The sequence below is a fragment of the Candidatus Aramenus sp. CH1 genome, assembly GCA_022678445.1.
GTDB lineage: Archaea > Thermoproteota > Thermoprotei_A > Sulfolobales > Sulfolobaceae > Aramenus.
Genome location: JALBWU010000001.1, coordinates 226,103 through 249,466, shown reverse-complemented (window position 1 = coordinate 249,466; position 23,364 = coordinate 226,103). Strand labels below are relative to the sequence as shown.

The 23,364-nt window shown below is 51.7% G+C and carries 27 protein-coding genes; 14 read left to right on the top strand and 13 right to left on the bottom strand.

Annotated features, from left to right (window positions below; translation table 11 throughout):
• Window positions 1-21 precede the first annotated feature (21 nt).
• Window positions 22-744 (bottom strand): ABC transporter permease, encoded by a 723-nt coding sequence (locus MPF33_01360; GenBank protein MCI2413890.1) that lies wholly within the window; start codon window positions 742-744, stop codon window positions 22-24.
• A complete protein-coding gene (locus MPF33_01355) occupies window positions 734-1,558 on the bottom strand; it encodes an ABC transporter ATP-binding protein (protein ID MCI2413889.1) in 825 nt (274 codons plus the stop codon). Before MPF33_01355 ends, MPF33_01360 begins: the two co-directional genes overlap by 11 nt.
• A 281-nt stretch (window positions 1,559-1,839) precedes the next feature.
• Here MPF33_01355 and MPF33_01350 point away from each other — a divergent pair, with 281 nt between their 5' ends.
• The 5 genes from MPF33_01350 (at window position 1,840) to MPF33_01330 (ending at window position 4,778) form a co-directional block, all read left to right on the top strand.
• Window positions 1,840-2,058: a hypothetical protein gene (locus MPF33_01350; protein MCI2413888.1), complete on the top strand. Its 219-nt coding sequence runs from the start codon at window positions 1,840-1,842 to the stop codon at window positions 2,056-2,058.
• 74 nt (window positions 2,059-2,132) lie between these two features.
• On the top strand, window positions 2,133-2,339 hold the full coding sequence (locus tag MPF33_01345) for a hypothetical protein (protein ID MCI2413887.1): 207 nt from the start codon (window positions 2,133-2,135) through the stop codon (window positions 2,337-2,339).
• A 4-nt stretch (window positions 2,340-2,343) separates the two neighbouring features.
• A complete protein-coding gene (locus MPF33_01340) occupies window positions 2,344-2,796 on the top strand; it encodes a transposase (protein ID MCI2413886.1) in 453 nt (150 codons plus the stop codon).
• Entirely contained in the window at window positions 2,769-3,056 is a 288-nt protein-coding gene (locus tag MPF33_01335) for a transposase (GenBank protein MCI2413885.1), read from the top strand. The genes MPF33_01340 and MPF33_01335 overlap by 28 nt, the downstream gene beginning before the upstream one ends.
• Before the next feature lie 105 nt (window positions 3,057-3,161).
• Window positions 3,162-4,778, top strand: coding sequence for a TCP-1/cpn60 chaperonin family protein (locus MPF33_01330; protein ID MCI2413884.1), 1,617 nt, complete (start codon window positions 3,162-3,164; stop codon window positions 4,776-4,778).
• A 19-nt stretch (window positions 4,779-4,797) separates the two neighbouring features.
• On the opposite strand, the gene MPF33_01325 is transcribed toward MPF33_01330, so the two are convergent.
• The 5 genes from MPF33_01325 to MPF33_01305 form a co-directional block, all read right to left on the bottom strand.
• Window positions 4,798-5,193 carry a hypothetical protein gene (locus MPF33_01325; protein MCI2413883.1) on the bottom strand — a complete coding sequence of 132 codons (396 nt, stop codon included), beginning with the start codon at window positions 5,191-5,193 and terminating at the stop codon, window positions 4,798-4,800.
• A gap of 1 nt (window position 5,194) precedes the next feature.
• On the bottom strand, window positions 5,195-6,130 hold the full coding sequence (locus MPF33_01320) for an SPFH domain-containing protein (GenBank protein MCI2413882.1): 936 nt from the start codon (window positions 6,128-6,130) through the stop codon (window positions 5,195-5,197).
• A gap of 42 nt (window positions 6,131-6,172) precedes the next feature.
• On the bottom strand, window positions 6,173-6,649 hold the full coding sequence (locus MPF33_01315) for a hypothetical protein (protein ID MCI2413881.1): 477 nt from the start codon (window positions 6,647-6,649) through the stop codon (window positions 6,173-6,175).
• Window positions 6,650-6,706: 57 nt separating this feature from the next.
• Window positions 6,707-8,767, bottom strand: a complete 2,061-nt coding sequence (locus MPF33_01310; GenBank protein MCI2413880.1) for a xanthine dehydrogenase family protein molybdopterin-binding subunit — start codon at window positions 8,765-8,767, stop codon at window positions 6,707-6,709.
• A gap of 64 nt (window positions 8,768-8,831) precedes the next feature.
• Window positions 8,832-9,284 carry a GNAT family N-acetyltransferase gene (locus MPF33_01305; GenBank protein ID MCI2413879.1) on the bottom strand — a complete coding sequence of 151 codons (453 nt, stop codon included), beginning with the start codon at window positions 9,282-9,284 and terminating at the stop codon, window positions 8,832-8,834.
• A gap of 154 nt (window positions 9,285-9,438) precedes the next feature.
• Here MPF33_01305 and MPF33_01300 point away from each other — a divergent pair, with 154 nt between their 5' ends.
• Both MPF33_01300 and MPF33_01295 read left to right on the top strand, forming a co-directional pair.
• The gene (locus MPF33_01300; GenBank protein ID MCI2413878.1) at window positions 9,439-9,990 is read left to right on the top strand and encodes a zinc ribbon domain-containing protein; all 552 of its coding nucleotides are present in this window, start codon (window positions 9,439-9,441) and stop codon (window positions 9,988-9,990) included.
• 149 nt (window positions 9,991-10,139) lie between these two features.
• The gene (locus MPF33_01295; GenBank protein MCI2413877.1) at window positions 10,140-11,126 is read left to right on the top strand and encodes an alcohol dehydrogenase catalytic domain-containing protein; all 987 of its coding nucleotides are present in this window, start codon (window positions 10,140-10,142) and stop codon (window positions 11,124-11,126) included.
• 12 nt (window positions 11,127-11,138) lie between these two features.
• Here the strand turns inward: MPF33_01295 and MPF33_01290 are convergent, their stop codons facing one another.
• Complete coding sequence (locus MPF33_01290) at window positions 11,139-12,326, bottom strand: hypothetical protein (GenBank protein MCI2413876.1); 1,188 nt, start codon at window positions 12,324-12,326, stop codon at window positions 11,139-11,141.
• Between the two features lie 162 nt (window positions 12,327-12,488).
• Between MPF33_01290 and MPF33_01285 the strand changes: the two genes are divergently transcribed.
• Window positions 12,489-13,445: a hypothetical protein gene (locus MPF33_01285; GenBank protein ID MCI2413875.1), complete on the top strand. Its 957-nt coding sequence runs from the start codon at window positions 12,489-12,491 to the stop codon at window positions 13,443-13,445.
• Window positions 13,446-13,469: 24 nt separating this feature from the next.
• Window positions 13,470-13,709, top strand: coding sequence for a hypothetical protein (locus MPF33_01280; GenBank protein ID MCI2413874.1), 240 nt, complete (start codon window positions 13,470-13,472; stop codon window positions 13,707-13,709).
• Here the strand turns inward: MPF33_01280 and MPF33_01275 are convergent.
• Complete coding sequence (locus MPF33_01275; GenBank protein MCI2413873.1) at window positions 13,703-14,593, bottom strand: pirin family protein; 891 nt, start codon at window positions 14,591-14,593, stop codon at window positions 13,703-13,705. The genes MPF33_01280 and MPF33_01275 overlap by 7 nt on opposite strands.
• A gap of 200 nt (window positions 14,594-14,793) precedes the next feature.
• On the opposite strand from MPF33_01275, the gene MPF33_01270 reads away from it, so the two are divergent.
• Genes MPF33_01270 through MPF33_01260 form a run of 3 tightly spaced genes read left to right on the top strand, consistent with a single transcriptional unit; the run spans window position 14,794 to window position 15,808 of the window.
• On the top strand, window positions 14,794-15,189 hold the full coding sequence (locus MPF33_01270; GenBank protein MCI2413872.1) for a hypothetical protein: 396 nt from the start codon (window positions 14,794-14,796) through the stop codon (window positions 15,187-15,189).
• Window positions 15,189-15,515, top strand: coding sequence for a hypothetical protein (locus MPF33_01265; GenBank protein MCI2413871.1), 327 nt, complete (start codon window positions 15,189-15,191; stop codon window positions 15,513-15,515). The genes MPF33_01270 and MPF33_01265 overlap by 1 nt, the downstream gene beginning before the upstream one ends.
• Window positions 15,512-15,808 (top strand): hypothetical protein, encoded by a 297-nt coding sequence (locus MPF33_01260; GenBank protein ID MCI2413870.1) that lies wholly within the window; start codon window positions 15,512-15,514, stop codon window positions 15,806-15,808. The genes MPF33_01265 and MPF33_01260 overlap by 4 nt, the downstream gene beginning before the upstream one ends.
• A 2-nt stretch (window positions 15,809-15,810) precedes the next feature.
• Here MPF33_01260 and MPF33_01255 read toward each other — a convergent pair whose 3' ends face one another.
• Window positions 15,811-16,167, bottom strand: coding sequence for a DUF1059 domain-containing protein (locus MPF33_01255; protein ID MCI2413869.1), 357 nt, complete (start codon window positions 16,165-16,167; stop codon window positions 15,811-15,813).
• Between the two features lie 86 nt (window positions 16,168-16,253).
• Here MPF33_01255 and MPF33_01250 point away from each other — a divergent pair, with 86 nt between their 5' ends.
• The gene (locus MPF33_01250; protein MCI2413868.1) at window positions 16,254-16,457 is read left to right on the top strand and encodes a DUF1059 domain-containing protein; all 204 of its coding nucleotides are present in this window, start codon (window positions 16,254-16,256) and stop codon (window positions 16,455-16,457) included.
• 12 nt (window positions 16,458-16,469) lie between these two features.
• Window positions 16,470-17,261 carry a winged helix-turn-helix transcriptional regulator gene (locus MPF33_01245; GenBank protein ID MCI2413867.1) on the top strand — a complete coding sequence of 264 codons (792 nt, stop codon included), beginning with the start codon at window positions 16,470-16,472 and terminating at the stop codon, window positions 17,259-17,261.
• A gap of 14 nt (window positions 17,262-17,275) precedes the next feature.
• On the opposite strand, the gene MPF33_01240 is transcribed toward MPF33_01245, so the two are convergent.
• Genes MPF33_01240 through MPF33_01230 form a run of 3 tightly spaced genes read right to left on the bottom strand, consistent with a single transcriptional unit; the run spans window position 17,276 to window position 23,144 of the window.
• Window positions 17,276-17,935: a molecular chaperone TorD family protein gene (locus MPF33_01240; GenBank protein MCI2413866.1), complete on the bottom strand. Its 660-nt coding sequence runs from the start codon at window positions 17,933-17,935 to the stop codon at window positions 17,276-17,278.
• 15 nt (window positions 17,936-17,950) lie between these two features.
• Window positions 17,951-18,775, bottom strand: coding sequence for a 4Fe-4S dicluster domain-containing protein (locus tag MPF33_01235; protein MCI2413865.1), 825 nt, complete (start codon window positions 18,773-18,775; stop codon window positions 17,951-17,953).
• Between the two features lie 10 nt (window positions 18,776-18,785).
• Window positions 18,786-23,144, bottom strand: a complete 4,359-nt coding sequence (locus MPF33_01230; GenBank protein MCI2413864.1) for an oxidoreductase — start codon at window positions 23,142-23,144, stop codon at window positions 18,786-18,788.
• Between the last annotated feature and the right edge of the window lie 220 nt (window positions 23,145-23,364).

Sequence of the window (23,364 nt, the reverse complement as noted above, 5' to 3'; positions counted from 1 at the left end):
GGTCCCTGTCCTTTCTCTTCACTATTTTTCCCTCCACCTTAGGGCGAAAAAGGGAATGGCAGAGAACGCGACCCCCTCCACAGTCAAGACCCAGACTGCCAACGGATCTAGGGGTGCTAGCCCTAGGTAACCCTGCAGTACAATCGACCCCGCAGTGGAGGGGGAGGCATAAAGCGCGTAAAGTATCGGCTTTGGAAGTATCACGTAGGGGTAGTAGAGTGGAGGAAGGAGGGTAAAGAGGAGGGACATAAAGGTGGAGAGCCCCCAGGAGTGCCTGGTGTGCTTTAGGAAGGAAGCCAGAGTTATGGAGAGTCCAGTGCTGGAGCTCAGCAGAACTAGAAGGACTAGGGCGATGACGGGCAGTTGAGCTAGGTTGAACACTCCGAAGTGCGTACCTATGATCACGTACAGGATGATGCCGGGGATGCTGTAGACCAAGTTGCCCAGAGCCAGCCCGGCCACGTAGTCCATTGGCCCTATCTCCGTTGCCACCAACAAGTCCTGTAACCTCAAGTACAGCCTGAAGAAAGCGAAGTCCCCTATGAGCGATAGGGAGTTAGACACCACCACCGAGATTAGCCCGCCCAGTATCCCAAAGTCGGTCAGCGTTCCGTGGGAGACAAAGTAGATGAAGAACAGCAAGGATAGCGGTAACGCCAAGTAGGAGAGCACGTAGATTGGCGACCTCACTAGGGTGCTCACTCCGTAAAACCACGAGAACGCAAGGACGAACCTAATCTTCAATGTACAATCCCTTCGTTATGAACACGTCCTCTAGGGTAACCGGCTTTATCGTGACTTTCCCCACCAACGACTTGGCCTCCTCTGGGCTCATGTAGGAGATCCTCAAGTTCCCTATCTTTATGTCCCCCACTCCCTCAACCCTCACCTTTCCCTTCAGGGACTCGAGGAGCTCTGAGGGGGAGCCCTTGTCAACTAGTTTGCCGTTGTTTATTATTGCTATCTCCTCGCACAAGGCCTCCGCCTCTTCCATGTAATGCGTAGTCAGAACCACTTTAGAGTCCATTGACCTTATCGCAGACCACACCTCCAGCCTAGAGACCGGGTCGAGGCCTGTGGTGGGCTCGTCCAGGAAGACCACTTCCGCATTTGAGGCTAGAGCCATAGCCACAAACACCTTCCTCTTCATCCCTCCCGAGAGTTCATCTGTAGGCTTGTTCATGACCTTCCCTAGCCCTATTTCCTTTAATGCCTTTCTCGCCGTCTGGATTGCCTCAGTAATTGAGAAGCTCCTTGCAGTTAAGTACATCACGAGGTGTTCGAGAGGTGAGGGCATACCAGCTGTACCAGCCTCTTGGGGTATGCTACATATTATCTTCCTGACCTTCTTCGCCTCCTTGACGACGTCGTAGCCGTTGACGAGTGCCCTCCCATTGGTGGGCAGGAGCTGTGTGGACAGTATCCTTATTAACGTCGTCTTCCCAGCTCCGTTCCTCCCTATGACGCAGGATATCTTGGAGGAGAGGGTCAAGTTGAGATTGTCGAGCGCCACTGTCCCGTCCCTGTAGACCTTGGTCAGCTGAACTGTTTCGATCACAAACTAAGTTTTTCGCCAGAAGTAAAGAAAGTTTCTTAAGCCTTTGCCTTCGACTCTCACTCAAGTTTACTTGAGGTTTGATTCGGCGAGATAGACTTATTGATATTTCGTTGATAAAAAAAGAAGACAAACCTCGCCTTTTAAGGCGGGGTAAGGTTTTAAAGTATGAAAACAATTTACTTTTATGGCGCTTCCTTTGGCGAACTAAAGATGAGGGGCGGGGGCCGATTACCCCCGCAATGAGGGAAGCGTTAGAACAATCGTCGTGAGGCTATTTCCTAGTGGGTAAACAGAGGAAATTGAGGAAGTTGGCAGACGCAACTGCAAAGCTGTGGAACGAGACTAACTACGATAGACAGCAATTCTTCCAAGAAAAGAATGTCAACTTTAAGGAAACGTGGTACAAGTATTACGAGAAGTACAAGAAGGTCCTAGGAGTTAACGCTCAAGCTGTTTTCAGAAGAACAACGAAGCTTGGTCATCATTCTTCTCGTTACTAAAGCAAAGGAAAGACCTACCATTTGCTAATCACGTTTCACCACCAAGCTATTGGAAGGAAGACGGTAAGAGGAAGTTGATCCTAGTAGTTAGGCAAGATCGTTACGAGGTCGACGAAGAAAGGCACGTCATCTCTCTGAAGGATTGGGAAATGAAGATGCCCTTTGAAGGTAGGTTAAGGTGGTTTGGAGTACAAGGTAGACTGGAGATTCGCGTTGAAGGCAACAACTTTTACGCCCACATTTCGTTGACGTTGGCAGAACCACTTCTAAGAAAAGCGTAAGCCGATGAAGGACTCTCTCGTCGTCCACGGTTTGAGGAGAGAGATTCAAGTTGAGAGACCTAAAGGTAACAAGGTTGCGTCAATTGACCTTGGCGTAAACGCGTTGGCTACTGTCGTTGTTGAGGACGGTACTGTTCTATTTTATAGGGGTTCTCTCGTTAAGAGCGATTACTTCTATTTTCAGAAAAAGATCGCCGAACTCGACGAGCTGAAGAGTGAGACAGAGAAGGTTCAAGAAGTGAAAGCTGTGGAAGAAGTGCTGAGGGAAAGGGAAAGAATTTTCTCGAAGATTCACCTAGGCTTCTTCATTTACAGAACTTTAGCATCTCATCTTGCTAAGTATTTGTGGAATCTTGGCGTTTCAACAGTGTATTTGGGATATCCTTACTTCATCTCTCAAGATAAGGGTAACAAGTTTACTGCGAACATTTGGTCTTATCGCAAGTTGGCGCTATAGCGAACAAGTTTTACGAATACGGCATAAAGACGTACCTAGTGATTGAGTACAATACTTCGCGTTTTTGCGCTTACCATAACGCAAATGTAACGAGAAGGCCTAGGGGAGTCGTAAACTGTCCTCTTGGCCATAAGCTTCACAGCGACGTCAACGGAGCGTTAAACATTGTGAAACTAGGAGTTAAGAAGATTGTTAACGCGTTGAAGAAGCCTTTTTCTTTTCTCGTCACATCACGGAGTAACTCCCATAAAGGGGAGTAACGCCTTAGACCTAGGCAGAACCCTCGCCCTTTAGGGTGGGGAGGAGGTCAGTAAATTTATAGATACTAATTTATACCGTGGACGAGAATTGGACTGAGTGGTTAAATGGAAAACTTCCTATTTCGCCAAGGAACTAGAAGGGAAACGGGATACGACGTAATATACTCCAACATCATAGCAGTAAAGACCTTGGCAGAGATGCTCAAGTCGAGCCTAGGACCTAGGGGACTAGACAAAATGCTAATCTCGTCCACCCAGGACGTGGTAGTCACAAACGACGGAGCCACGATAGTAAAGGAGATGGACGTAGACCACCCGGCGGCTAAGCTGGTAGTGGAGACGGCGAAAGTCCAGGACTCAGAGGTGGGCGACGGCACTACAAGTGCAGTTGTGTTCACTGGATTCCTGCTAGAGCAGGCTGAAAAGCTCCTTGACCAGAAGGTACACCCCAACACTATCATAGAGGGCTACAGGAAGGCAGAAGCACTTGCCCTCTCCCTGAGCAAGGAGATTGCAACGCAAGTGGACCCAGAGGACAGGAAGTACTTGAGGGACGTGGCGTTCACCACGTTGGCGAGCAAGTTCTTCGCCTCCAACATGGACAAGGTAATAGACGTGGCCATGGACGCCGTGTTCTCCATAGCCGAGAAGCAGGGAGAAAAGTACAACGTGGACTTGAGCAACGTGAAGTTCGTGAAGAAGAGGGGAGAGTCCACTGACGACGTGGAATTGGTCAAGGGCATTGTACTGGATAAGGAGGTGCCGAGTCCCTCTATGCCCAAGTTAGTGGAGGAGGCCAAGATAGCCGTCATCGACTTTGGACTAGACGTGGAGAAGGGGGACATCACAGCAAAGCTGAGCATAACCTCGCCGGAGCAGATAAAGGAGGCGTTAGAGGAGCAGGCAAGGCAGGTAAAAGCAATGGTGGACGCAATAGCTAAGACCGGGGCAAACGTGGTCATATCGCAGAAGGGCATGGATGACATCGCCCTCCACTTCTTGGCCAAGAACAAGATAATGGGCATAAAGAACGTCAGCAGGAGCGACTTAGAGAAGTTGGCTAAGGCCACCGGGGCCAAGATAGTGAGCTCCTACAGGGACATTGACGCCCAGAGCCTAGGTTACGCAAAGAGAGTTGAGGAGAGGCAGGTGGGGAAGGATAAGGCCATCTTTGTGAAGGGAGTAAAGGAGGCTAAGGCCGTGACTGTACTCATAAGGGGCTCCACAGACGTCGCCATGGACGAAATGGAGAGGAGCTTTAACGACGTGCTCAACTCGCTGAGGAACGTCCTCATAGACCCCTACGTTGCCGCAGGAGGAGGTGCATTTGAGGAAGAGCTGGCGATGAGGTTGAGGCAGAAGACCTTGCCGGGAAAGGAGCAACTGGCTTTAGAGGCCTACGCTAACGCCCTAGAGGAGATGGCAAGCACGCTGGCGGAGACTGCAGGCCTTGACCCAGTGAACGCCATGGTGGACTTGAGGAGCCTTCACGCCAAGGGCATGAAGAACGCCGGGATCGACGTTATGAAAGGTAGGGTGGAGGAGGATATGACGAAGATCAACGTGTTGGATTCGCTAAGGGTAAAGGAACAAGTGATCAAGGGGGCTACTGACGCTGCGGTGGCTATAATAAAGATAGACGACATGATAGCCGCAGCTCCCTCAAAGCAACCCCAAGGACAGGAGCAGGGCATGCCCCAGGGATATCCGCCAATGGGCTAAGTTCCTTTTTCAACTTTATCTAGAAGTAAGTGGCTAAGGTACCGGAGAAAGCCCCGTTCAACACGTTATAGGCTATGACAAGCCCCACCGTGGTCTGAAGATAGGGCGTGGTGAAGGCACTGGGTAAAAGTGAGAACGCCAAGTAGCTGACCCCTGCGTACACTGCTATCTTCCTCACTTGTTTGAGGTTTCCTTCTGCTACCTTACTCCCCACAGGTAGGGAGAAGGAGACCAGGAGGCCCAAGACTATCAACTGTACTACGCCAGACGCAGGGCTCTTGAGCAACGACATTATTGGAGCGAGTTCAAAGGCAGTAGGAGGGTAAAATGCCTTCACTATTAAGGAGATGACCGCCATGACTACGGTCAAGATGAAGGAGTAGCCAATGGCAGACGCTACGTTCCAAGCCAACATCCTACTGGGAGGAGCCACTCTGGGCACCCCCGGACGTCGCTCCGAAGACTTGCCTTAACACTTGTTGTAGGTTGACCCCAGTAGCTGGGGGCTGTTGTGAGGGACCTTGGGCACCGCCGAAGAACGGGAAGTACGGGTAGCCAACTACGATGGACGAAAGAGCTGGGAAATACGGTACACCTAGGGCCATGTTAACGCTCGCTGGGTTGCCGCTCTCCGCCAACAGCCTAGCTAGCCCCATCCTCACAGCGTCGTACACCTCCAGCCCGAGATCCCTCAGCTGTAGTATCCTCCTTAGCTCCGGGTCTTGGGGTATCAGCTTCGTTATCCTCACTGAGATGAGCTCGACCCCGATTTCCCCTAGGAAGGTCTTTAGCCCCGCCGTTACTGCAGTGGATATGTCGGCGAACTTCTTGAAGACCTCAGTGAGCTTCACGTGGTTTAGGATCTGGCTCACCTCTTGGTCTATTACTGGAGATATGTAGTTTGCCAAGTTGCCGTCCTTGAAGAACGCCTCGTGGAACTGGACGTTTGTGACAAGGAGCCCTGGGTTCACCACCCTGAAGTACACCGCCACCTCGTACTCTAAGGGGACGAGGTCGTCCGTCTGGCTGACCCCAGCTACCCTCACCTCGTGCCTAGTCGTTGACACGAAGTACACGACGGTATCGTAGGGTAGGGAAGTATACCTAAACTTGGAGAGGAACGACGAAATCGGGTTCTGTGGCGACTGCACGTTGTGCGTTCCAGGGGGCAACACAGCCGCGATCTGGCCTTGGATCACGACCACTGCCTGCTCTGTGGGCTGAACAATGATGAGGGACTTGGAGGTTATGTTCTCCTTTGGGTACCTAAAAACTATCGTGTCCTGTGACATGTAGGAGGTTCCGTTCTCCAGTTCTGTGGAAATAACTTGACCTCTAAATTGAATAGACATGAATGTTCATAATTATTATGCTAAGTAAAGATAAAAAGATTTCTATCTATATTCTGGAGGAAGGAAGAGCTTCTCCCTGAAGATGAGTACTTGCCTTATCTGCTCTAGCAAGGGAGGGATTTGCTCCAAGTTGTCCAGGGAAGCGGAGAGGTTTGCAACTTGGTTAGCCAACGAAACCATTTGGAGGTCGTTGCTAACTATCTCGTCCAGCTGTTCTGCGTGCACCTTGTACCTAGCGTATACGTCTGCCCCTCCACCTTGGGCTGAGAGGACCTGCCCTATTAGCGTCCTCATCTTAGAGACGACGAACTCGATCCTCTTCAGTAGGGGCGAGAATGGGTTCGAGGAGGCTATCTGTGATTCCAGCGCTTCTAAGTTGTTTATAGCAGCCTGGAGCTTGGAGACAGTTGATTGCCTCACCAGGAAGTCGTCCTGCCTTATTAAGTCCTTGACCTTGTACCCCCTGTACCCCGGGACAAGTAGCTGTAACTGCTCGAGGGGAGTGAGTTCCCTTGGCATAAGAAATAGTTGCGGAAAAGAATAAAAAACCTTATCTCCTGAATATAATCAACTGTTTTAGTTTTTCCCGGCTATTTCCTCTGGGAAAACTGGGAGCTCGTGGAACTTCCTGCGTGTAGCGCGTTCCAACGCTATTAGTACCGCTGGGAGCGCTCCCGTGGTCCCAGACTCCCCTACCCCCCTGCTCTTGGAGAGTAGCCCAGAGGGAAACTCCACGACCTCGTTTTCGATCCTCCTCACAGACTCCACTGCAGTTGGGACACCGCAGTCGGCTATAGAACTGCATAGAGGTATCCCTCTCTCGTCGTATCTCATGGCCTCCATGATCACTTGGGAGGCCCCCTGCAACACTCCGCCAATTACTTGCCCCTCCACCTCCTCTAGCGAGAGCACTCTACCAACGTCCTCCACTGCGTAGTACTCGAGGACTTTGGCGAAGCCGGTCTCCTTGTCCACCTCCACTACCGCCACGTGAGCTCCAGGCGCGAAGATGTCGTCCGTCCTGTAGAACACCTCCACCTCGACTCCCTCGTACCTCTCCAAGTGGCGGACGTCAATCCTCTTGGAGAGCTCTAGGGCCGTGGCGATCACGGCGGAGCTCCCCACACTCCCTCCCCTGGAGCCGAAGCTCCCTATTCCCTCCTTTACTCCTTCCGTAGTCCCCGTTATTACTTCCACCTTGTCTTCGCTTATCCCTAAGGTCTCCGAGACCACCTTCCTGAATACCGTGGAGTAAGCCTGCCCGTGGGAACCTAGCCCTCCCACGTAGAAGACTACCTTGCCTTGCCTAACCACGGCCCTCGCCAACTCCCCTGGGGAGACTCTGACTATCTCAGTGAAAGCTACTATAGATACCCCAACGTTATCGCCTTTGTGGACCTCCTTGGCCTTCCTGTAGTACTTCTCGGCCTTGTCCAGTACCTCTCTGTACCCGGCTGGGTCCAGCTTGTTTCCTAGTGGCGTTACGTACCCAGAGTCGTCAACCAAGTTTTTCCTTCTTATCTCGACAGGGTCCATCCCAAGTTCCTCAGCTAGGTCCTCCACCAAAGTTTCGTGGATTAACGCTGCTTCTGGTCTCCCTGCCCCCCTGTAAAAGCCCATGGGAGGGGTGTTGGTAAAGACCGACATTGCCCTCACCTTAGCGAACTTAAGCTTGTAGGGGCCATTTGCTAGCCTGGCCACGAACATGGGCGTATTGTAGTTTATGCCGTAGTCGTAAGCACCTATGTTAGCTATTATAGTTCCCTCCATCCCCAAGATAGTGCCGTCCTTCTTGGCGTAGAGCCTCACGTCGGAGACCTCTCCCCTGCCGAGGGACTGGGCGTTGACTAGGAACTCGCTCCTCGTCTCCACCCACTTCACTGGCCTCCTCAGCTTAAGTGAAGCCAAAGCACCAAGCACGTACTCAGGGTAGCCTCCGGACTTGTTCCCAAAGCCTCCCCCGACGTTTGGGGCCGAGTAAACGTTTATCCTCTCAGGGAGTATGCCCAGTACTTCCCTCAAGTCGTTCTTTACCCTAAATGGAGCTTGGGTGGACGCGTAGACGTTCAAGGTGTTGTTGTTCCACCAGCACACGCAACCTTTAGTCTCCATTGGGTTTGACACTACCCTGCTCTGCTTTATCTTCCTGCTCACCACTACGTCAGCTTTTTCCTTGAGAGAGAGGTCACCACCACTGAGGATCTGGTCCACGGAAACGTTGGAATCCAGCCCCTCGTGGATCGGCTCGGCGTTAATTGCCTCCTCTACGTCCACTATTGCCCTCATTTCCTCGTACTCGACCTGGGTCTCCTCGGCTAGGTCCTCAAGGGAGTACCGGTCCTCAGTAATCACCGCCATGACTGGCTGACCGACGAAGTTGACTCTACCGTCGGCGAGCACTGGCATCTTGGCTACCCTAGACTGCTTGAGAAGAGCTGTGTCGCCCACCACCGGCATGTATGCCTTCACGTCCTCCCAAGTGAGCGTGAGGAGTGCCCTCTCCGGTCTACTTACCTTGAGCACCCTGCCCCTCGCGATCGGCGACCTAATCACTTGGAGGAAGACGGCGTTCTTGGGATTTATGTCGTCTATGTAAGTGGACCTTCCAGTTATTATAGGAAGGTGTTCTTGGATCACGGTTAAAGTTAGTTCTTTAACTTTATTAACTCTTTTGAGCGAAAACACGAGAAAAGTGAAAACCTTAACTGTTCACGCATAAAACATTTACCTTGAGTTCCCCCTTTACCTCGTCCTCGTTAAAGCTTAAGAAGAACCCCAACTTTTTAGCGAGGGTCACCATTGGGTAGTTCTCGCTCAAGGTGTAGAACTTGACTGACTTAATACCCATGGCCCTTGCCTTCTCTATTACCCTCCTTACAAGTAGTGTGCCTATGCCCCTCTTCCTGTACTCTCTGTCCACCACCAGCGAGAACTCGCCGTTGTTGTAGAGCGTCGCTTCTCCCACAACCTTTCCGTCCACCTCAGCAAGGAAGGTCACGTGGTCTTCACCCTTGGCTAACTCCTTTGCCTCCTCCTCGCTCATTGTGTAGAAGTGGAAGAAGCGCAAGTAGAGGTCTTCCTCGTCTAGGGAGGCGTAAAGCTCGTATATCTTCCTCCAATCCTCCTCTCTAGCTTTCCTTATTGTTGTTGACATCTCCTCCATATTTAGATGTATAGAGTAGAAGTATAAATCTATTTCGAAAAGTTAAAGTCAATGTTGAAGAAAATAAGCCAGCCCATTTTAAGACGCCAGGGCGTCCTCCGGCAGATAGTAAAACCTATTTAAACTACCTCACGAAATTGTTATCATGCAGAAGAGGTTCGAGAACGTAAACGTGAACCTACAGGCTTTAGCCCAGTACTTAAACGAGTGGCTCATTAGCAAGGGTTATCAGTCGCAGTATTTTGGTTCTGGTAACTACTACGTGGTTCAAGCAAAAAAGACCGGCCTCTTAAGGCACCTTTTTGCGGCGGATAGGGCTTTTACCGTGAAGCTAATGGGCGCTCCAGGAATACTGGAGGTCAACATAGGGGTAGCGGACTGGGTAAAGGCAGAGGACGGTATAGACGCAATAGGTGGGGACTTAATCCTGGGACCAATAGGCCTGCTCGCGGAGGCTGGAGAAGGTTTGTGGAACTTGGAGATCGAAAAAGAGGTAATGGGAGTCATAGAGAACTACGTGAGAATGAACTCCTATCAGGCTCCCCAGTTCCCGCAGACCTACTACCAGCAACCCTACTATCCCCAACCCTACCCGCAACCCCCTGCTTACCCGCAGATAAGGATCTGTCCGAGCTGTGGGACCCAGAACCCGCCCAACGCTAAGTTCTGCATAAACTGCGGAACAAGGCTGTTCTGACTAAAGGGTCTTGCTTTTTCAACCTTGATGTGAGTCGAGCCTTGCCTCGGTTTACGTCCTTTTTTCTTAATTATTCTTAAACAAGTTTTTACTTTCCTTAATAAAATAGCTTCACTAGACTTATATACTTTCTTTAATAAAGTAGATTTATGCAGGCAATCTATTTTGAGAAGAGCGGGTTGGAAAACCTAAAGTTCGGCGAGTTTAAGGAACCGGAAGTGGGGCCCCACGACGTCTTGGTAAAGGTAGTTATGGCGGGAGTAAACCCGATAGACTACTTCGTCGTCAACTTCATCCCTGTCCAGCCGATGCCACACGTTCCTGGAGCAGAGGTAGCAGGAGTCGTGGAAAAGGTAGGGGAGCATGTAAAGAGGTTCCAGAAGGGCGACAGGGTGGTGGTGTACAACAGGGTCTTCGACGCGACTTGTGACCTCTGCCTTTCCGGGAAGGAACAGCTGTGCAGGAACGGCGGGATAATGAGCGTGGTCACCAACGGCGGTTTTGCAGAGTACGTGGCAGTCCCAGACAAGAACTTGGTAAAATTACCGGAGTCGGTGAGCTGGGAGGTCGCGGCGAGTTTGCCAGTTGCAGGGCTGACGCCCTTCCACGCGCTGAGGGAGGCAAACGTAGGTCTAGGTAAGACCGTTGTGGTCTTCGGCGCCTCGGGGAACACTGGGATGATGGCACTGCAGTTGGCTAAGATGATGGGGGCCAAGGTGGTCGCGGTCTCCTCAAAGCCATGGGTGAAGGAGTTCGCCGACCACGTCTTCAGCTATAGCGAGGTGGAAGAAGGCGTGAAAAAGATCACCGACGGAAGGGGTGCAGACGTGGTAGTGAACTCAGTTGGAGGGGACTTATGGGCTAAGTCTCTTTCAGTCCTCTCTCCAGGGGGTACTATGGTGTTCTTCGGAGGGTTAACGGCACAGAAGGCTGAGGTGGAGCTGGGCTCAATATACGGGAGGGAGATAAAGGTCGTTGGGACTACTGGCGGCACTAGGTACGAGCTGGAGCAGTTAGTGAAGATGCCCATCAAGGTGAAGGTGTGGAAGGAGTTCAAGTTGAACGAGGGCAAGGAGGCGCTAGGTTCCCTGTTTGGGAAGGAGAGGGACGGGAGGATAATGCTGAGGGTTTCCTAGAACTTCCGTTTTTTAGTAGTCCTTTAAGCTCCCGTCGTTAAGCTCCAAGCCGAGCTTCTCCCTTAGCCACTGTCTGAACTCCTTTTCCCTCTCCATTGCGAACTTATACGCCAGTTCCCTCAAGTCCAGCTTTACCTCTACTCCCCTCAGCATGTCCTCTACCAAGGGGTAGAGCTTCTCCTTGCTGAAGCCCACGTCGTCTAACACCATTACTCCCTTTAAGTCCCCCTCTACCTCGTCCTCTACAGCCCTCCTGCTGATCAAGACCCCTAGGTCTGGCTTGTATATCCCCATGTAAAGCTCTATGACCTTGTACTCCCTTATCTTCTTGCCCTCCTCCTTCTTGAACTCAGGAAGGCTCTCCTCTCTCTTCCCTCCTAGGACCTCGGAGAGCCCGTCGTAGAGCCCCTTTATCCACCTTGCCCTCCACTCATTGGCGGAGAAGGGTTTGTATCCCTTCAAGTATCTCCACCTCCTCCACCAGTCGTCCAGTTCCTTGAACTCAACAACGTAGTTTGGCCTCTTTATGGGGATGTCGTTGCTCAAGTCCACTATGTCGTGGTAGAAGCCCTTATATATCAACATGTCAGGCCTTAGAGTGGAGTAAAGCTTCCACACCTTCTCCAAGTCCCCTCCGTCCTCCCAGCCTATCGGCCTCGGTGCCTCGACGAAGAAGGAGAAGGACCTCCCCAGTCCGTCTTCTACTACGGCGTTTGGGGGAATGCTCCCTCCCTTCTGCATCCCAGCCCTATCTAGCCCTACCACCTTGTGGGGAGGGTAAGCTAAGGAGAAGCCCCTGTCCGCGAGGAGCTCCAACATCGCCAGGAGGCCCCAGGACTGGTATATGCTCCTCAAGTTTGACCCAAACGAGCTGTTTATCGCCTGCCTCCCCTTGGTGGCGAACTCCTCTGGGGTTATCCTCCCCCTGACCAGGTCGTGGAAGTAGAGGAAGAGCTTCTTCACGAGGTGCCTCCTGGGATCCTCCATGAAGCTCCTGAGCTCCTTTGAGAGGAGGAAGTCCCTTAACCCAAGCTTCTCCTTCACTACCTCCATCTCGCCCTCAAGTTCCTTTACCCACTGCTCTGCCACGGGGAGCTTATCTCTCATTACCTCGTCAACGAACTTGTACTTTACCTCTTCAGCCCACTCCGGTACGCTCTCGCCTAGCTTGCTTATGTTGTAGACCTGCCCCAGTTCCACACATTAAGTTTGACAAAAACCCTTATAAGGTATTACCAACGCTGGTGCCCCTGGGTATATTAACTCTGCGGACAAAAAGGTGTATAATGGTAGACCCTTTATCACACTACAGCAACCCCCTCGTGAAGAGGGAGGTCTTTAAACTTCTCCAAGGCTAGGTGGGTGGCCCTCTTTGGGAGGACAATGGTTAGGCACGACGGAGATAAGCCCTTGACCTTCTCCTCAGAGGACGACGTGGTCCAGAAGGTGAGGAGGTTTAACGCTAGGACAATCTATGCTACAGCCTCAAAGTACGAGGTAGTGGACAAGGCCCACGTGGAGCAGGACAAGGTAGTGTCGTACACCCCCTTCTTCGACGTAGACACTAAGCTCGACAAGTGGGAATACGCCGTAAGGGCTGCAGAAGCCATCGTTTCCTTTCTGGAAAAGGAAAAGGTGTACAAGTCCGTCTACTTGCTGTGGAGCGGGGAGGGCATACACGTCAGGGTGAACGAGAGGGCATTGCCTAAGGACTACTACCCAGTCACCGCTGCCCACGCCCTTGTCCAGTACGTGCTGAAGAGGGTTAAAAACGACATCAGAAGGCTCTCTGAACAGTCCGGTGGAGTGCTCAAGGTTAACGAACTAATAGACGCGAAGAGGGTCTTCACTGTCCCTCTCTCCCTCCACAAGGAGCTGGACTACGTGGCTGTGTGCTTTTTCCCAGACAGGCTGAACAAGTTCTTCCTAGAGTGGGCCAAGCCGGGGAGCTTCATACACGAGGAAAGAACGTACGAGAGGTATGAGGAAGACGAGGCGAAGGAGCTCCTCGTCAAGGCAATCCAGGAGTACTCGCCCTACCACGAGGGTATCAGAGTCGAGAGAGGAGAAGAAGAGGAGGTGGCGGGAAAGCTTGGCAGGTTCCAGGTAATGGGCCTCCTTCAAGCTGCGAGGTACTACGCTCTCTACGGTGACGTGGACAAAGCTAAGTCGTTTGGGCTAAACAGGGCCATATTCTACGCGTGGGCAAAGTACTACGGTAGGGGCTACGCGCCAAAGGGAAGGAGAGGGGTTCCACCAGTGCCGTCGGAGTTCAGGGAAGACAGGGCACTGGTGACAGTTGCAGGAGAGCAGGTCTAACAAGAGAAGGAGACCGGGTACTTCGTGATAGGCGATAAGGCCCAAACTCTAAGGGACTACGACAGGGAGATCAAGGACAATGTAAACGCAGTAGTGCCCTACGAAGTAGCGTGGGAGTCGGCCTTGAAGTACGTGTCCTCCTTCCCAAAGGAAGTCCTCGAGAACCAGAGGGAGTTCTACGAGAGGGTGTACCTGCCAGTGAGGGACAGGTTCGTAGAAAAAGTGGTAAAGAGGAGGGGGAGCCTAGACGCCTTTCTTCAGTAGAAGATGGGATTCTTGTCCTTGACGAAGGTCCCCCGCCTTAGGTCTAGTAGTGCCTCCCTTATCTGATCATCGGTGTTCATCACTATGGGCCCGTACCACGCTATGGGCTCCCCTAGGGGCCTCCCGCTCAGGAAGATCAGCCTCGAGTTGCCTAGGCTCTTTATCCTTACTTCGTCCCCCTCGTCGTATATTACTAGGTCTCCCTGTCCGACCACGGTCCTGTCGTCCAACTTCGCCTTTCCCTCCATCACGTACACGAGGACGGTGTACTTCTCCTTGACGCGGTGGACGAACTCTCCCTCCTCTTTCAGCACCACGTCGAAGTAGCTGGGATCCACGGAAAGGCCCGCGTTGACTGGCCCTTGTATTCCCTTGAACTCCCCGGCGATGACCTTCACTTCTCCTTGGTCAATCTCCACCTTTGGGATCTGCTTCGCCGTGACCCCCCTGTAGGCTGGGGTTGTCATTTTCCTGTTTGCCGGGAGGTTTATCCAGAGCTGTAGCCCCTTGTTGCTGTTCGGGTTTTGGAAGTACCTCGCCACTTCCTTGTCGTCAAGTGGCTTCGGCATCTCCTGGTGGAATATCCCACTGCCCGCTGTCATCCATTGCACGTCCCCTGGGTAGATGACCCCCTTGTTCCCCTCGCTGTCCTCGTGCTCCACCTTTCCCTTTATTAGATAGGTGACTGTCTCTATTCCCCTGTGTGGGTGCCACGGGAAGCCCATGATGTAATCTTCAGGGTCTGTGGAGCCGAAGAAGTCGAGGAGGAGAAAAGGGTCAGTCAAGTAGGCTGTAAGCACCCCTCCGAAGACGCGGTAGAGCTTAACCCCTGCTCCATCCCTCGTCTCCCTGCCTTCAATTACTCTCGAAACTTTTCTAATCATAAATTAAAAATCGAAAAACTATAATAAAAAGCTGATTCAACTTAACCATGGTTATTCCCTTCTGTTGCTAAAACGCTTACAATGAGTACGTTGAACTGGAGCGATGTTTATTTTTACATTTACTAGAATAAAACGTGTAATTCTCATTAAATAAAAAGTTATATTAACTCATTTATCATATTAAATTATAGGGTGATGTAATGGATTTAAAGAGCACGCAAAGGGTTACGTTATTAGCAGGCTCCGTCCTTTACTCGGTAAACGTGATCCTTTCCATCTCCCTTTTCACTCTTCTAACCATCTCGCCCTTGCCAGTATCCAACTTGGACGCCAGGGCAATACTCACTGCAGTACCGCTCATATCCGGGGTCTTCAACGTCTTAATCCTGGCAATGCTCTCCATGAGCCTTAAGTACGCAGAGTACTACGGCATAGTCAAGTCCGTTTTGGCGTTGGTCATATACTCTGGCTACTGGTTGGCGTTTAAACCTGGTTTGGACGTCCTCGCGTTGATGATATCTATTATGGTCCTTTGCGTTGCCCAAATAGGAATCCTGTACTTATACGCAAGGATAATAAAGGAGCTGTTCGGGTAATGCTCGTAAAGGTAAGGCTAAAGGGTGAGGAAGTATACCCGGCTGAAGTGAGGGGTAGGTTAGCCTACATCAAGAACGTAATCTTAGTCATAAGGGCTCAAGGGAGGCCCCTTTTCGTGGACTACGTTGATAAGAGCTTGGCCTCTTACGAACCCCCTTTTTTCCTCTCTGGGAAGGTGTTCTACTACGAGGTGATGGAGGTTCCAGAGGAGTATGTGCCCTTCCTCAAGTGCATAGCCAGGCAGGTGGAGGAAGAGGTGAAGCCCCTCTACAAGAACAAGAAATTGGAGTGCAAGGAGGGGGTGACGGTGATGGTGGAAAAGTGAACTTGGAGGAGTTCCTCAACTGCGGTGCAGTGAAGTGCTTGAGGACAGGACAATTCTGCGTAGAGGTGGACGGGCTTAGGGTACTCTTCAACGTGGAAGTGAACCTAGGTGCTGTTACCCAACTGAAGCTCAAGTCCACCAACTATAAGGTGAGTTGCAACGTCGACGTCGACACCAGCACAGAGAAGGTAATATACGTGGAGTGCGTGGGTTTTAAGGAGGAAAAAATAAGGCTAACGTTGTTGGGTTGCTTTAAGGAGAGGGGGCTTCTCCACAAGGGACTTATTTTTTAGCCTTAAGATTCCTTTATGTTGGCCTTTATCTTGTTGAGCGTGTCTTGGGGTATGGTGGTCATCTGGTGGGACATCTTGGCATGTATGGAGAGCTCGTGTAGGAGCTCCTCCTCCGAGGAGGCGTTCACTATCTCGAAACCGCAGTTCATGCCCACGCTGGCACACGAGAAAGAGTACAGTCCTGTCTTCCTAATCTTCTCCTTTATCTTATTTACCATGTCCTGCGGTATTTGCGTTAGCCCGTGGGACATCTTGGCGTGGATCTTAAGCTGTTCCAGTAACTCCTCTTCGCTTCCCGCATTAACTATCTCGTATCCGCAGTTCATCCCTACGTCTGCACACTTGAACGAGTACTTCATATGGACAATTTCTCAACTAAATATTTAAGGAGGCATTTGATGGCTTTAAATGACTACTTTAATATCTTTAATTGCCCTTTATATTTATGGTATTTGGTCTAGGTAAGAAAAAGAAGTACGCTTTCAGCTGTTCCAGTATTGGTATGAACTGCGGTTTCGAAGTAAAGGGAGCCCCCACAGAGGAGGAACTCCTTGAGATCTTGAAGGTACACGCCTCGAAGGCCCACAACCTAAAGGAGATACCCCAAGAGGTGCTAGAAAAGGTAAAGGCCAACATAAGGAAAGTGTGAGGAAATCAAGAGATGGACGCAGTAGACAAGAAGATAGTTTTCTACCTCCTTAAGGACGGTAGGATATCCCAGAGGAGGATAGCCGCCCTCCTTGGGCTTAACCCTGCGAGCTTGAACTACAGGTTTAAGAAGCTCTTGGACAGTGGTACACTAAAGGGGTTTAAGCTCTACGTTAACCCCAACCTCCTCGGCTTCGTCCAGACCTACGTAGTGTTCAAGAACTACAAGGACTTCGACGCTGACTGGATATCCTTTAGGCTCAAGTGCTTGGAGTGGTACAACGTATACGGCGTCTACGGCAGGGACTCAGCTGAGATAAAGGACAGGCTAGGGTACATGCAGAAGGTCCTTGGGGAGCCGGTGCTCACCTACTTCCCTGCACAGTTCAAGGTAAAGCTCTCCCAGCTCGACCTCAAAATCCTCGACCTGCTCAGGAAGGACCCGAGGATGTCGTCCTCGAAGATAGCCAAGAGCCTGGGGGTCGCGACAAAGAAGGTGGAGAAGCACATAAAGAACTTGAAGTTCAGGGGGCTGATAATGATCGTCCCAGTGGTCGACTTGGGCAACCTCGACTCCATAGTGTTCTCCATCTTCTCCAAGAAGATCGAGGACGTCTCCCCCATCCTCCAGGAGTGCAAGATATGGCAGTTCACAGACGGCTACGCTGGTATAACAGTGTGTAACCAAGACAGGATGGAGGGCGTGAAGAAGTACGTTAGTGCAGTGAGGGAGGTTGACAAGGAGGCAGAGATGATGCTGATCTACGGCTACGACTTCAAGACGGTTTGGGCCAACAACCCGTAAAAAGCTAGCTGAAGTTACACGACCTTTGGCAACACCTTGGATATCTCCCTGTAGTCAAATTCTATCCACTTTGCTAGTTCCTCGCACACCACCTTGAACAAGTTAGCCCTAGGGTCGCTCACAACGTCCCTGGCCCAGTCTATGACCCAGTTCACCACGTGCCTGTTCAAGAACTCGCTCTCCTCCTTCACGGTCTTCAGGAAGTCCTTCCCCTCCTTCCTCTCCTCAATCTCTTCCCTCACCAATAGGGCCATGAAGGCCAAAATCGTAGTTATGTGGTCCGGTTCATGTATAAAGCTCCCTGTGACCTTGGGGACCACACCCCTCCTCTCGTAAAAGGAGGTTATGTCCAAGTACTGTCTAAGAGCTTGTTTCTCACCAGAGATCGCGAAAGTTCTCCTACTCTCCACTGGCATTAGAGGTTTAAATCCAAGACCCGTCAGGAAAAGGGTCGTGTACTCTATGGCGTAATCCTTTTTCTTGATCTCGGAGAACTTTTTCGCGATCCTGAGAAAGTCTACTCCGCTTACCTCTTTTATAGCTTGGCCTAGGCCCTCGCTTACCTTGTTCACCTTGTCTATCATTACCTTGTACTCGTCGTCGTTAATCTTATAGAAAAATATCTCGGAAAAGGTGTCGTACACGTAAAACCTAACTGCGGGGAGGTCTGACATAAAAAAAACCTACCTTTAGGAGTTGGAAGAGTTAGAGGGTGGGTTTTCCTCGTCATACGTTGAGTTGTTACCTTGTGCTCCAAGCTGTACTACGCCGTTCCCGGTCCAGACGTTATAATACTCGGCTTGAGATAGCAGAGGTACGTCGTTATCAGCAGCGTATTTGCTCCTCCACGGGAGGTAACCGCTAGCTGGGTTGGCACCGGTCTCTGGGCCTAGGACGAAACCTCCCTTGTCCACAAACAGTATGGTTCCAGGGTCTGTGGGATCTAACACGTTAGCCCATATCCTGGCTTGTACCATGCACCCGTGTATACACGCTGGTATCCTCTCCTCTGGCGGCAAGTTGGGATCGTAGATCCTGTCGAAGCAGTGGGTACACTTCTTGACCACTCCCTCTATTGGGTCGAACAGCCTGTTCCCGTAGGGACAGCCGTAGATGCAGTACTTACAGCCTATGCACTTGGTGTAGTCCACCAGCACTATACCGTCCTCCACTCTCTTGAAGGTAGCGCCTACTGGACACACCTCCACACATGGGGCGTTAAGGCAGTGGAAGCAGTTTATTGGTATGTTGTACACTTTAGTCTGTGGCCACTCCCCTATCTCTATGTAGAGCACCCTCAGCCAGAACATCACGTCTAGGTCTCCGTAGGGGTTTAGGTCTGGGAGGGGCCCGAACATCCCAGAGGTGTTCCACTCCTTACATGACATCTGACAGCCTCCGCAGCCGAAGCACTTGTTCAGGTCAGTTATTATTGCGTAGTTTGCCTTGGGGTGGAAGGGTATGGAGTACTCTACCCCTCCTTGGTATATGTTTAGGTTAGGGTTGGACGACATTTAGGTCACCTTAAGAGGAAGATGAGGTGGGCTCTGCCGCGAACCCATACCTCACCTTGTAGTTTCCTATTACGTAGTTGTTCTGGGCCAAGGAGCTGGGCGACACGTAGCTCCACAGGGAGGTGCTCTGTATGTTGTTAGCGTCGAATCTTAAGTGTGGCACCGTGACCTGCTGGGCGAAGGCAGGAGTTGCTGGAGCGTTCTTGACCGAGATCTGTCCGCCTATCTGCGACACTATGGTCGACAGTATATCCTGGTTGCTGAAGTCCTTACCCATGTAGATGAACTTGTTTGCAGTTACCTGCACTTGGTTGACGTTGGCCTTGCCTATGATCTTTATCCTGGAGTCGTGCCACACGGTTTGCCCAGTGATGGGGTCCAAGTTCATTATCGGGAAAGCGTTGTCGGTGTCTGGCGATAGCATCCCTCCCCTAGAAGGGGGCATATAGAGTATATTGGCCCAGTTGTTAAGCACGCTGTACTTTACCTGCGGAGAGTCTGGCGTCATTCCCCTGAAACCTGGCAGCGCTTGCGCCGACACTATAACCCACGCCGCCCCTGGCCTAGTGGCCTCGTCCAAGAAAGCCACGGCGGTGAGCTGAGTCCTCAGTCCTCCGCTCCACGGCTCGTTTATTGCCTCGAAGGTCACGAAGTCTCCGCTCTTAATCCCCATGGACTGCACGTATGGGTCCTTGACGCTTAGCATCACTGGGGTGTACGGCATCATTGCCGTTAGCCACGGGACGTTGAAGGACCAGCTGTGGTAAGTCCTGTCGTGCCTCCTCACGAAGAAGGTCAACGGGTACTCGCTCAAGTCTACCCCGTCGCTTGTGATCTCAGACTTCCAAGTTGGGGGTGGGTAGTAGCCTCCGAAGGGCCTGTGGTAGTCCAGTATGTTCTTGGCTAGAGCTTGACCGTAGCTGTCGTTTGGCAAGACAGACGATACTAGGAAGGCGCTGTTCCCTGTCATCTTGTAGTAGTAGTAATAGGCGGCGTTGTAGCCCTTCCACTTCCCCGCTGCGGCCAACCTAAACTTCTGCAGGTACTCCAAGTATATCCTGTGGATCCACGGCAGGCCAATGTTGCCATAGCCTCCTGGCATGAACGCTCCCCATCCCCTAAAGTAGAACATGTTGACGTTCCTCAAGTACCTAATTGACGGCGGTAGCACGTAGACTGCTCCGCCTTTGCCCACCTTCACTATCCCTGGGTTTATGTCGTCCAGCGTCATCTGACCGCTCGCGTAGTTGTTGATTATGGTCTGCAACATGGCCTGTAGGAGTGGTTGGAACTGCACCTGGATCCTGAAGTAGTGCTCTATGCCAGAGGACCTCTGGTTTGCGGCGATCTTGTACGTGTTTGCAGTGGAGAACGTCTGGCCTTGTGGCACTTGGGTGAGTATCTGGTTTATCACGGTGCTCTGGTCCACTCCGTTGGGGACGAAGGAAGCGTAGAGCTTCAACTGCTGGTTGTTGGGTACTCCTGCGCCCTCTTCGTTTGCCAGGATGTACTGGAAGTTGTCGCCATAGCCCGCGAGCAACGTCCCAGACTTCAGAATGTACATCCCAGTGGAGATGAGCCCGGGCTGACCTTGGGTAAAGATTTGCTGTCCGGTCACTGGGTCGTGTAAATCGATGGGACTTATCAGCGGTAAGCCGGTGACTGGATCCTGCGTCGTGTAATGTGGGTTATTCGTGGGCGAGATAGAGAGGTTGGGGTTGGCCTTCTGGTTGGGGTATCCCCTCAATAGCCACAACAGGGTCAGCATGAAGTCGCCGTTAGACAGGACCGGGTAGAGGGCCGGTAAGGCAGGCCAGTTCAGCGAGTCAGAGGGTCCCTGAGGTAGGCTAGTAGGCCTGTCAAAAGTGGAGTGGAAGCCGTAGATCTCAAGGAAGGAGAGGTCTGGGACTACTAGGTCGACTACGTTGTTTGTCTCTTGCATAAACAAGTCGACGCTGATGGTGAAGGGGACGTAGTAGTTTCCGTTCTGGTCGGTCTCAGTCACCTTCTGTAGTATGTCAGTCAAGGTGTACGCGTTGTTCCAGTAAGGCGCAGTTATATACCACATCATTGCTTGTATCTGGTAGGGGAATATCCCTTTGCTCGCATACTTGTTAGCTAAGTAGGCCGTGTAGGCGACCGCGGAGATCGACCTCTGCGTTGTCAAGGGCATCTCCCAGCTGTAGCCCCTGTCGACTAGCAAGGGCCTCCCGTTCTTGTATATCACTAGGTCGTCGGGGCCGTCTGGGAACCCATATGGACCCGCCGGGACTACGCTTACGCTTACAATGTCCACAGTACCGTCGTTGTAGATGAGCTCGTTCTTCAGGAAGCCTGCTCTTCCTCCCGCGGGGGCCTTCACACCTGCGAGGTCGGGGTCAATTGACGGAGTGTTCGCAAGTGGGTGCGGAGGTACTGCGTGTCCAGGGAAGTAGTGCGGGTACGGGTACTTGTACAAGTCAGCACCGGGGTTGTCCCAAGCGCCAAGCAGTAGCACTAGGTAGTAATAAGCTGAGGCGGACATGAAGCCGTTTCCGTGAGCCGCGAGCCCTCTCATGAAGTATATTGAGACTGGCCTCCCTGTTACTGTGCTGTGGTATCTCCCTAGGTAGTCTACCCACTGTGCCGGTTGCTCAATTGCCTTTTGGAAGGCTACTACGGCCATTTCGTTTGCTGTCCTTACTACTGTGTTGTGGGGTATTCCAGTTACGTCGGCTACGTTCAAGGCACCAAACTGTGGGGACTGGGAATACGGAGTGTACGGGTCGTAGTTCATCAACTCAGCCCTGAAAAGCTCAAAGGCCGTGGTTACGGTCAACGTTATGTTTTGGCCGTTAGGGGAGGCTGGAACTGTGACCTGAATTGCGGGCACCTTCACGGTCTGCCCGTTCTTAAGCTTGTAGGGCACTTGGACTATCTGCGACTGCATGCTCTGGGGTAGCTCGTCCAACGTAAGTATGGGCATTACTCCATTCTGCCACGGCGTGTCGACGAATGAGTACACGTTGCCGTCGCTCCCCATTATCGCCTCTAACCAAGTGTGGGCGGGGAACGTGATAGATACTGTCTTGCCAGAAGACGTCGTGGCCTCTATCTTCTGCGGCTTAGCGTACAGGGGGTTCTTGACTGGCATCCTCAAGTGGAGGCCCACGTTGCTACCAGCGTTGGGGTCGGTTGGGTCTAGGGCGTCGCCGTTAGCGGGGTTGGGATTGACTATGACCAGCCACGACAAGTTAGTGTAGTATCTAAGGAACTCCTCATCTATGTGCGGGAATACTGCAGTTGAGGGTATATCGCCGAGCTGTGGTAACTGAACCACTTGACCGCTCGGCGTGATAGTTTGCATCACTGCCTGCCCACTGCTCGGGTTAGTGGCAGGGGTGACTGGCTGTAGGGTTATGGGGTTGAGCACGGTCTTGCCCTGCCTCACCTTGTACACGTAGTAGTGGAAGTCTACCAACACCCTTATCCAGCCCATTGCGAGGGCTCCGTCAGTAGCTGGGTTGATGTAGAGGTGCTCGTCGGAGACGCTGTAGAAGCCGAACCTCTCGGGGGCAATGGTGAGGACTTTACCACCGTTCTCCCTTATCCTGGCGATGATCCTCCTCATCCAGTTGGGGAAGTGGTCTCCAGCCAGCCCTGCTAGCACGAAGTACTGGGCCCTCTCCTCGTCTGGCCCAGCGTACTCCCACACAGGGCCTCCCGTGACGTAAACGCCAGCCGTGTAGACGTTCATTGAACAGAATCCGCCGTGAGCTCCGCTGTTCGCTGTGCCGAAGTTACCCGCGAAGAAGCCCGCGTCAATTCCAGGGACAAGCTGGTCTCTGCCTTGGAAGTAGGCCAACGCGTGTGGGTTCGTCTCCCTTATCTTCAGTAAGCCAGGGAAGTTTCCCACGCCAAGGTCTGACGGGTTCAACCCCAGCTTTGACCAAGACTGGGCGTTTGCTCCGTTGACGATTATGTCGAAGGCCGTGTCGTAGTCTATGGCCATCCATTGACCAGATCCCCTAGGCCCTGCCCTCAACAAGGGATACCTCAGCCTAGCGGGGACGAAGTAGTAGTAGACGTCTGACGCGCCCCTTGGACACACTCCTCCATCGTTTATGTGCCACCCAATTGTCCCCGTTACAAACCTGGGGAATCCCTGTGGAGTTCTGACTACCTCTATTGCACATCTTCCCAAGCACTGGAAGCAGTTTGTGTAGACTATCTCGTCGTTGGGGTAATTGGGAGTGTAGGTGACGTCGTTGGAGACGGAGGTAAATACCTTGTCCACAGTAGAGGGTAATCCAAGGAGTAAGGCTGTACCTACAGCAGTGAAACCGCTTATCTTTAGGAAGTCACGCCTAGTTACCTTTAGCTGGCTCATTCCCGTTCTCCAGACGTTCTCTCACGCCATTTTTTTAAACGTTTACTTCAGACAATCGATATTTCCAATTATACATAATTTCTAGTCAACAAGTGCAATTGATTTACCACAAACTACGCTGATTAAACATAAATGTGAAACTTAAAACACTTGATCCATAATTTTCGGTATAGGTCCGGAAGTTTCTCTACATCATTCCTTAGTCATGATTAGGATATAA

Coding starts and splice junctions, on each gene's coding strand:
- MPF33_01340 (MCI2413886.1), top strand. CDS start 2,344: ATGAAGGACTCTCTCGTCGTCCACGGTTTGAGGAGAGAGATTCAAGTT.
- MPF33_01330 (MCI2413884.1), top strand. CDS start 3,162: ATGGAAAACTTCCTATTTCGCCAAGGAACTAGAAGGGAAACGGGATAC.
- MPF33_01325 (MCI2413883.1), bottom strand. CDS start 5,193: ATGTTGGCTTGGAACGTAGCGTCTGCCATTGGCTACTCCTTCATCTTG.
- MPF33_01320 (MCI2413882.1), bottom strand. CDS start 6,130: ATGTCTATTCAATTTAGAGGTCAAGTTATTTCCACAGAACTGGAGAAC.
- MPF33_01315 (MCI2413881.1), bottom strand. CDS start 6,649: ATGCCAAGGGAACTCACTCCCCTCGAGCAGTTACAGCTACTTGTCCCG.
- MPF33_01305 (MCI2413879.1), bottom strand. CDS start 9,284: ATGTCAACAACAATAAGGAAAGCTAGAGAGGAGGATTGGAGGAAGATA.
- MPF33_01300 (MCI2413878.1), top strand. CDS start 9,439: ATGCAGAAGAGGTTCGAGAACGTAAACGTGAACCTACAGGCTTTAGCC.
- MPF33_01295 (MCI2413877.1), top strand. CDS start 10,140: ATGCAGGCAATCTATTTTGAGAAGAGCGGGTTGGAAAACCTAAAGTTC.
- MPF33_01275 (MCI2413873.1), bottom strand. CDS start 14,593: ATGATTAGAAAAGTTTCGAGAGTAATTGAAGGCAGGGAGACGAGGGAT.
- MPF33_01270 (MCI2413872.1), top strand. CDS start 14,794: ATGGATTTAAAGAGCACGCAAAGGGTTACGTTATTAGCAGGCTCCGTC.
- MPF33_01265 (MCI2413871.1), top strand. CDS start 15,189: ATGCTCGTAAAGGTAAGGCTAAAGGGTGAGGAAGTATACCCGGCTGAA.
- MPF33_01255 (MCI2413869.1), bottom strand. CDS start 16,167: ATGAAGTACTCGTTCAAGTGTGCAGACGTAGGGATGAACTGCGGATAC.
- MPF33_01250 (MCI2413868.1), top strand. CDS start 16,254: ATGGTATTTGGTCTAGGTAAGAAAAAGAAGTACGCTTTCAGCTGTTCC.
- MPF33_01245 (MCI2413867.1), top strand. CDS start 16,470: ATGGACGCAGTAGACAAGAAGATAGTTTTCTACCTCCTTAAGGACGGT.
- MPF33_01240 (MCI2413866.1), bottom strand. CDS start 17,935: ATGTCAGACCTCCCCGCAGTTAGGTTTTACGTGTACGACACCTTTTCC.
- MPF33_01235 (MCI2413865.1), bottom strand. CDS start 18,775: ATGTCGTCCAACCCTAACCTAAACATATACCAAGGAGGGGTAGAGTAC.
- MPF33_01230 (MCI2413864.1), bottom strand. CDS start 23,144: ATGAGCCAGCTAAAGGTAACTAGGCGTGACTTCCTAAAGATAAGCGGT.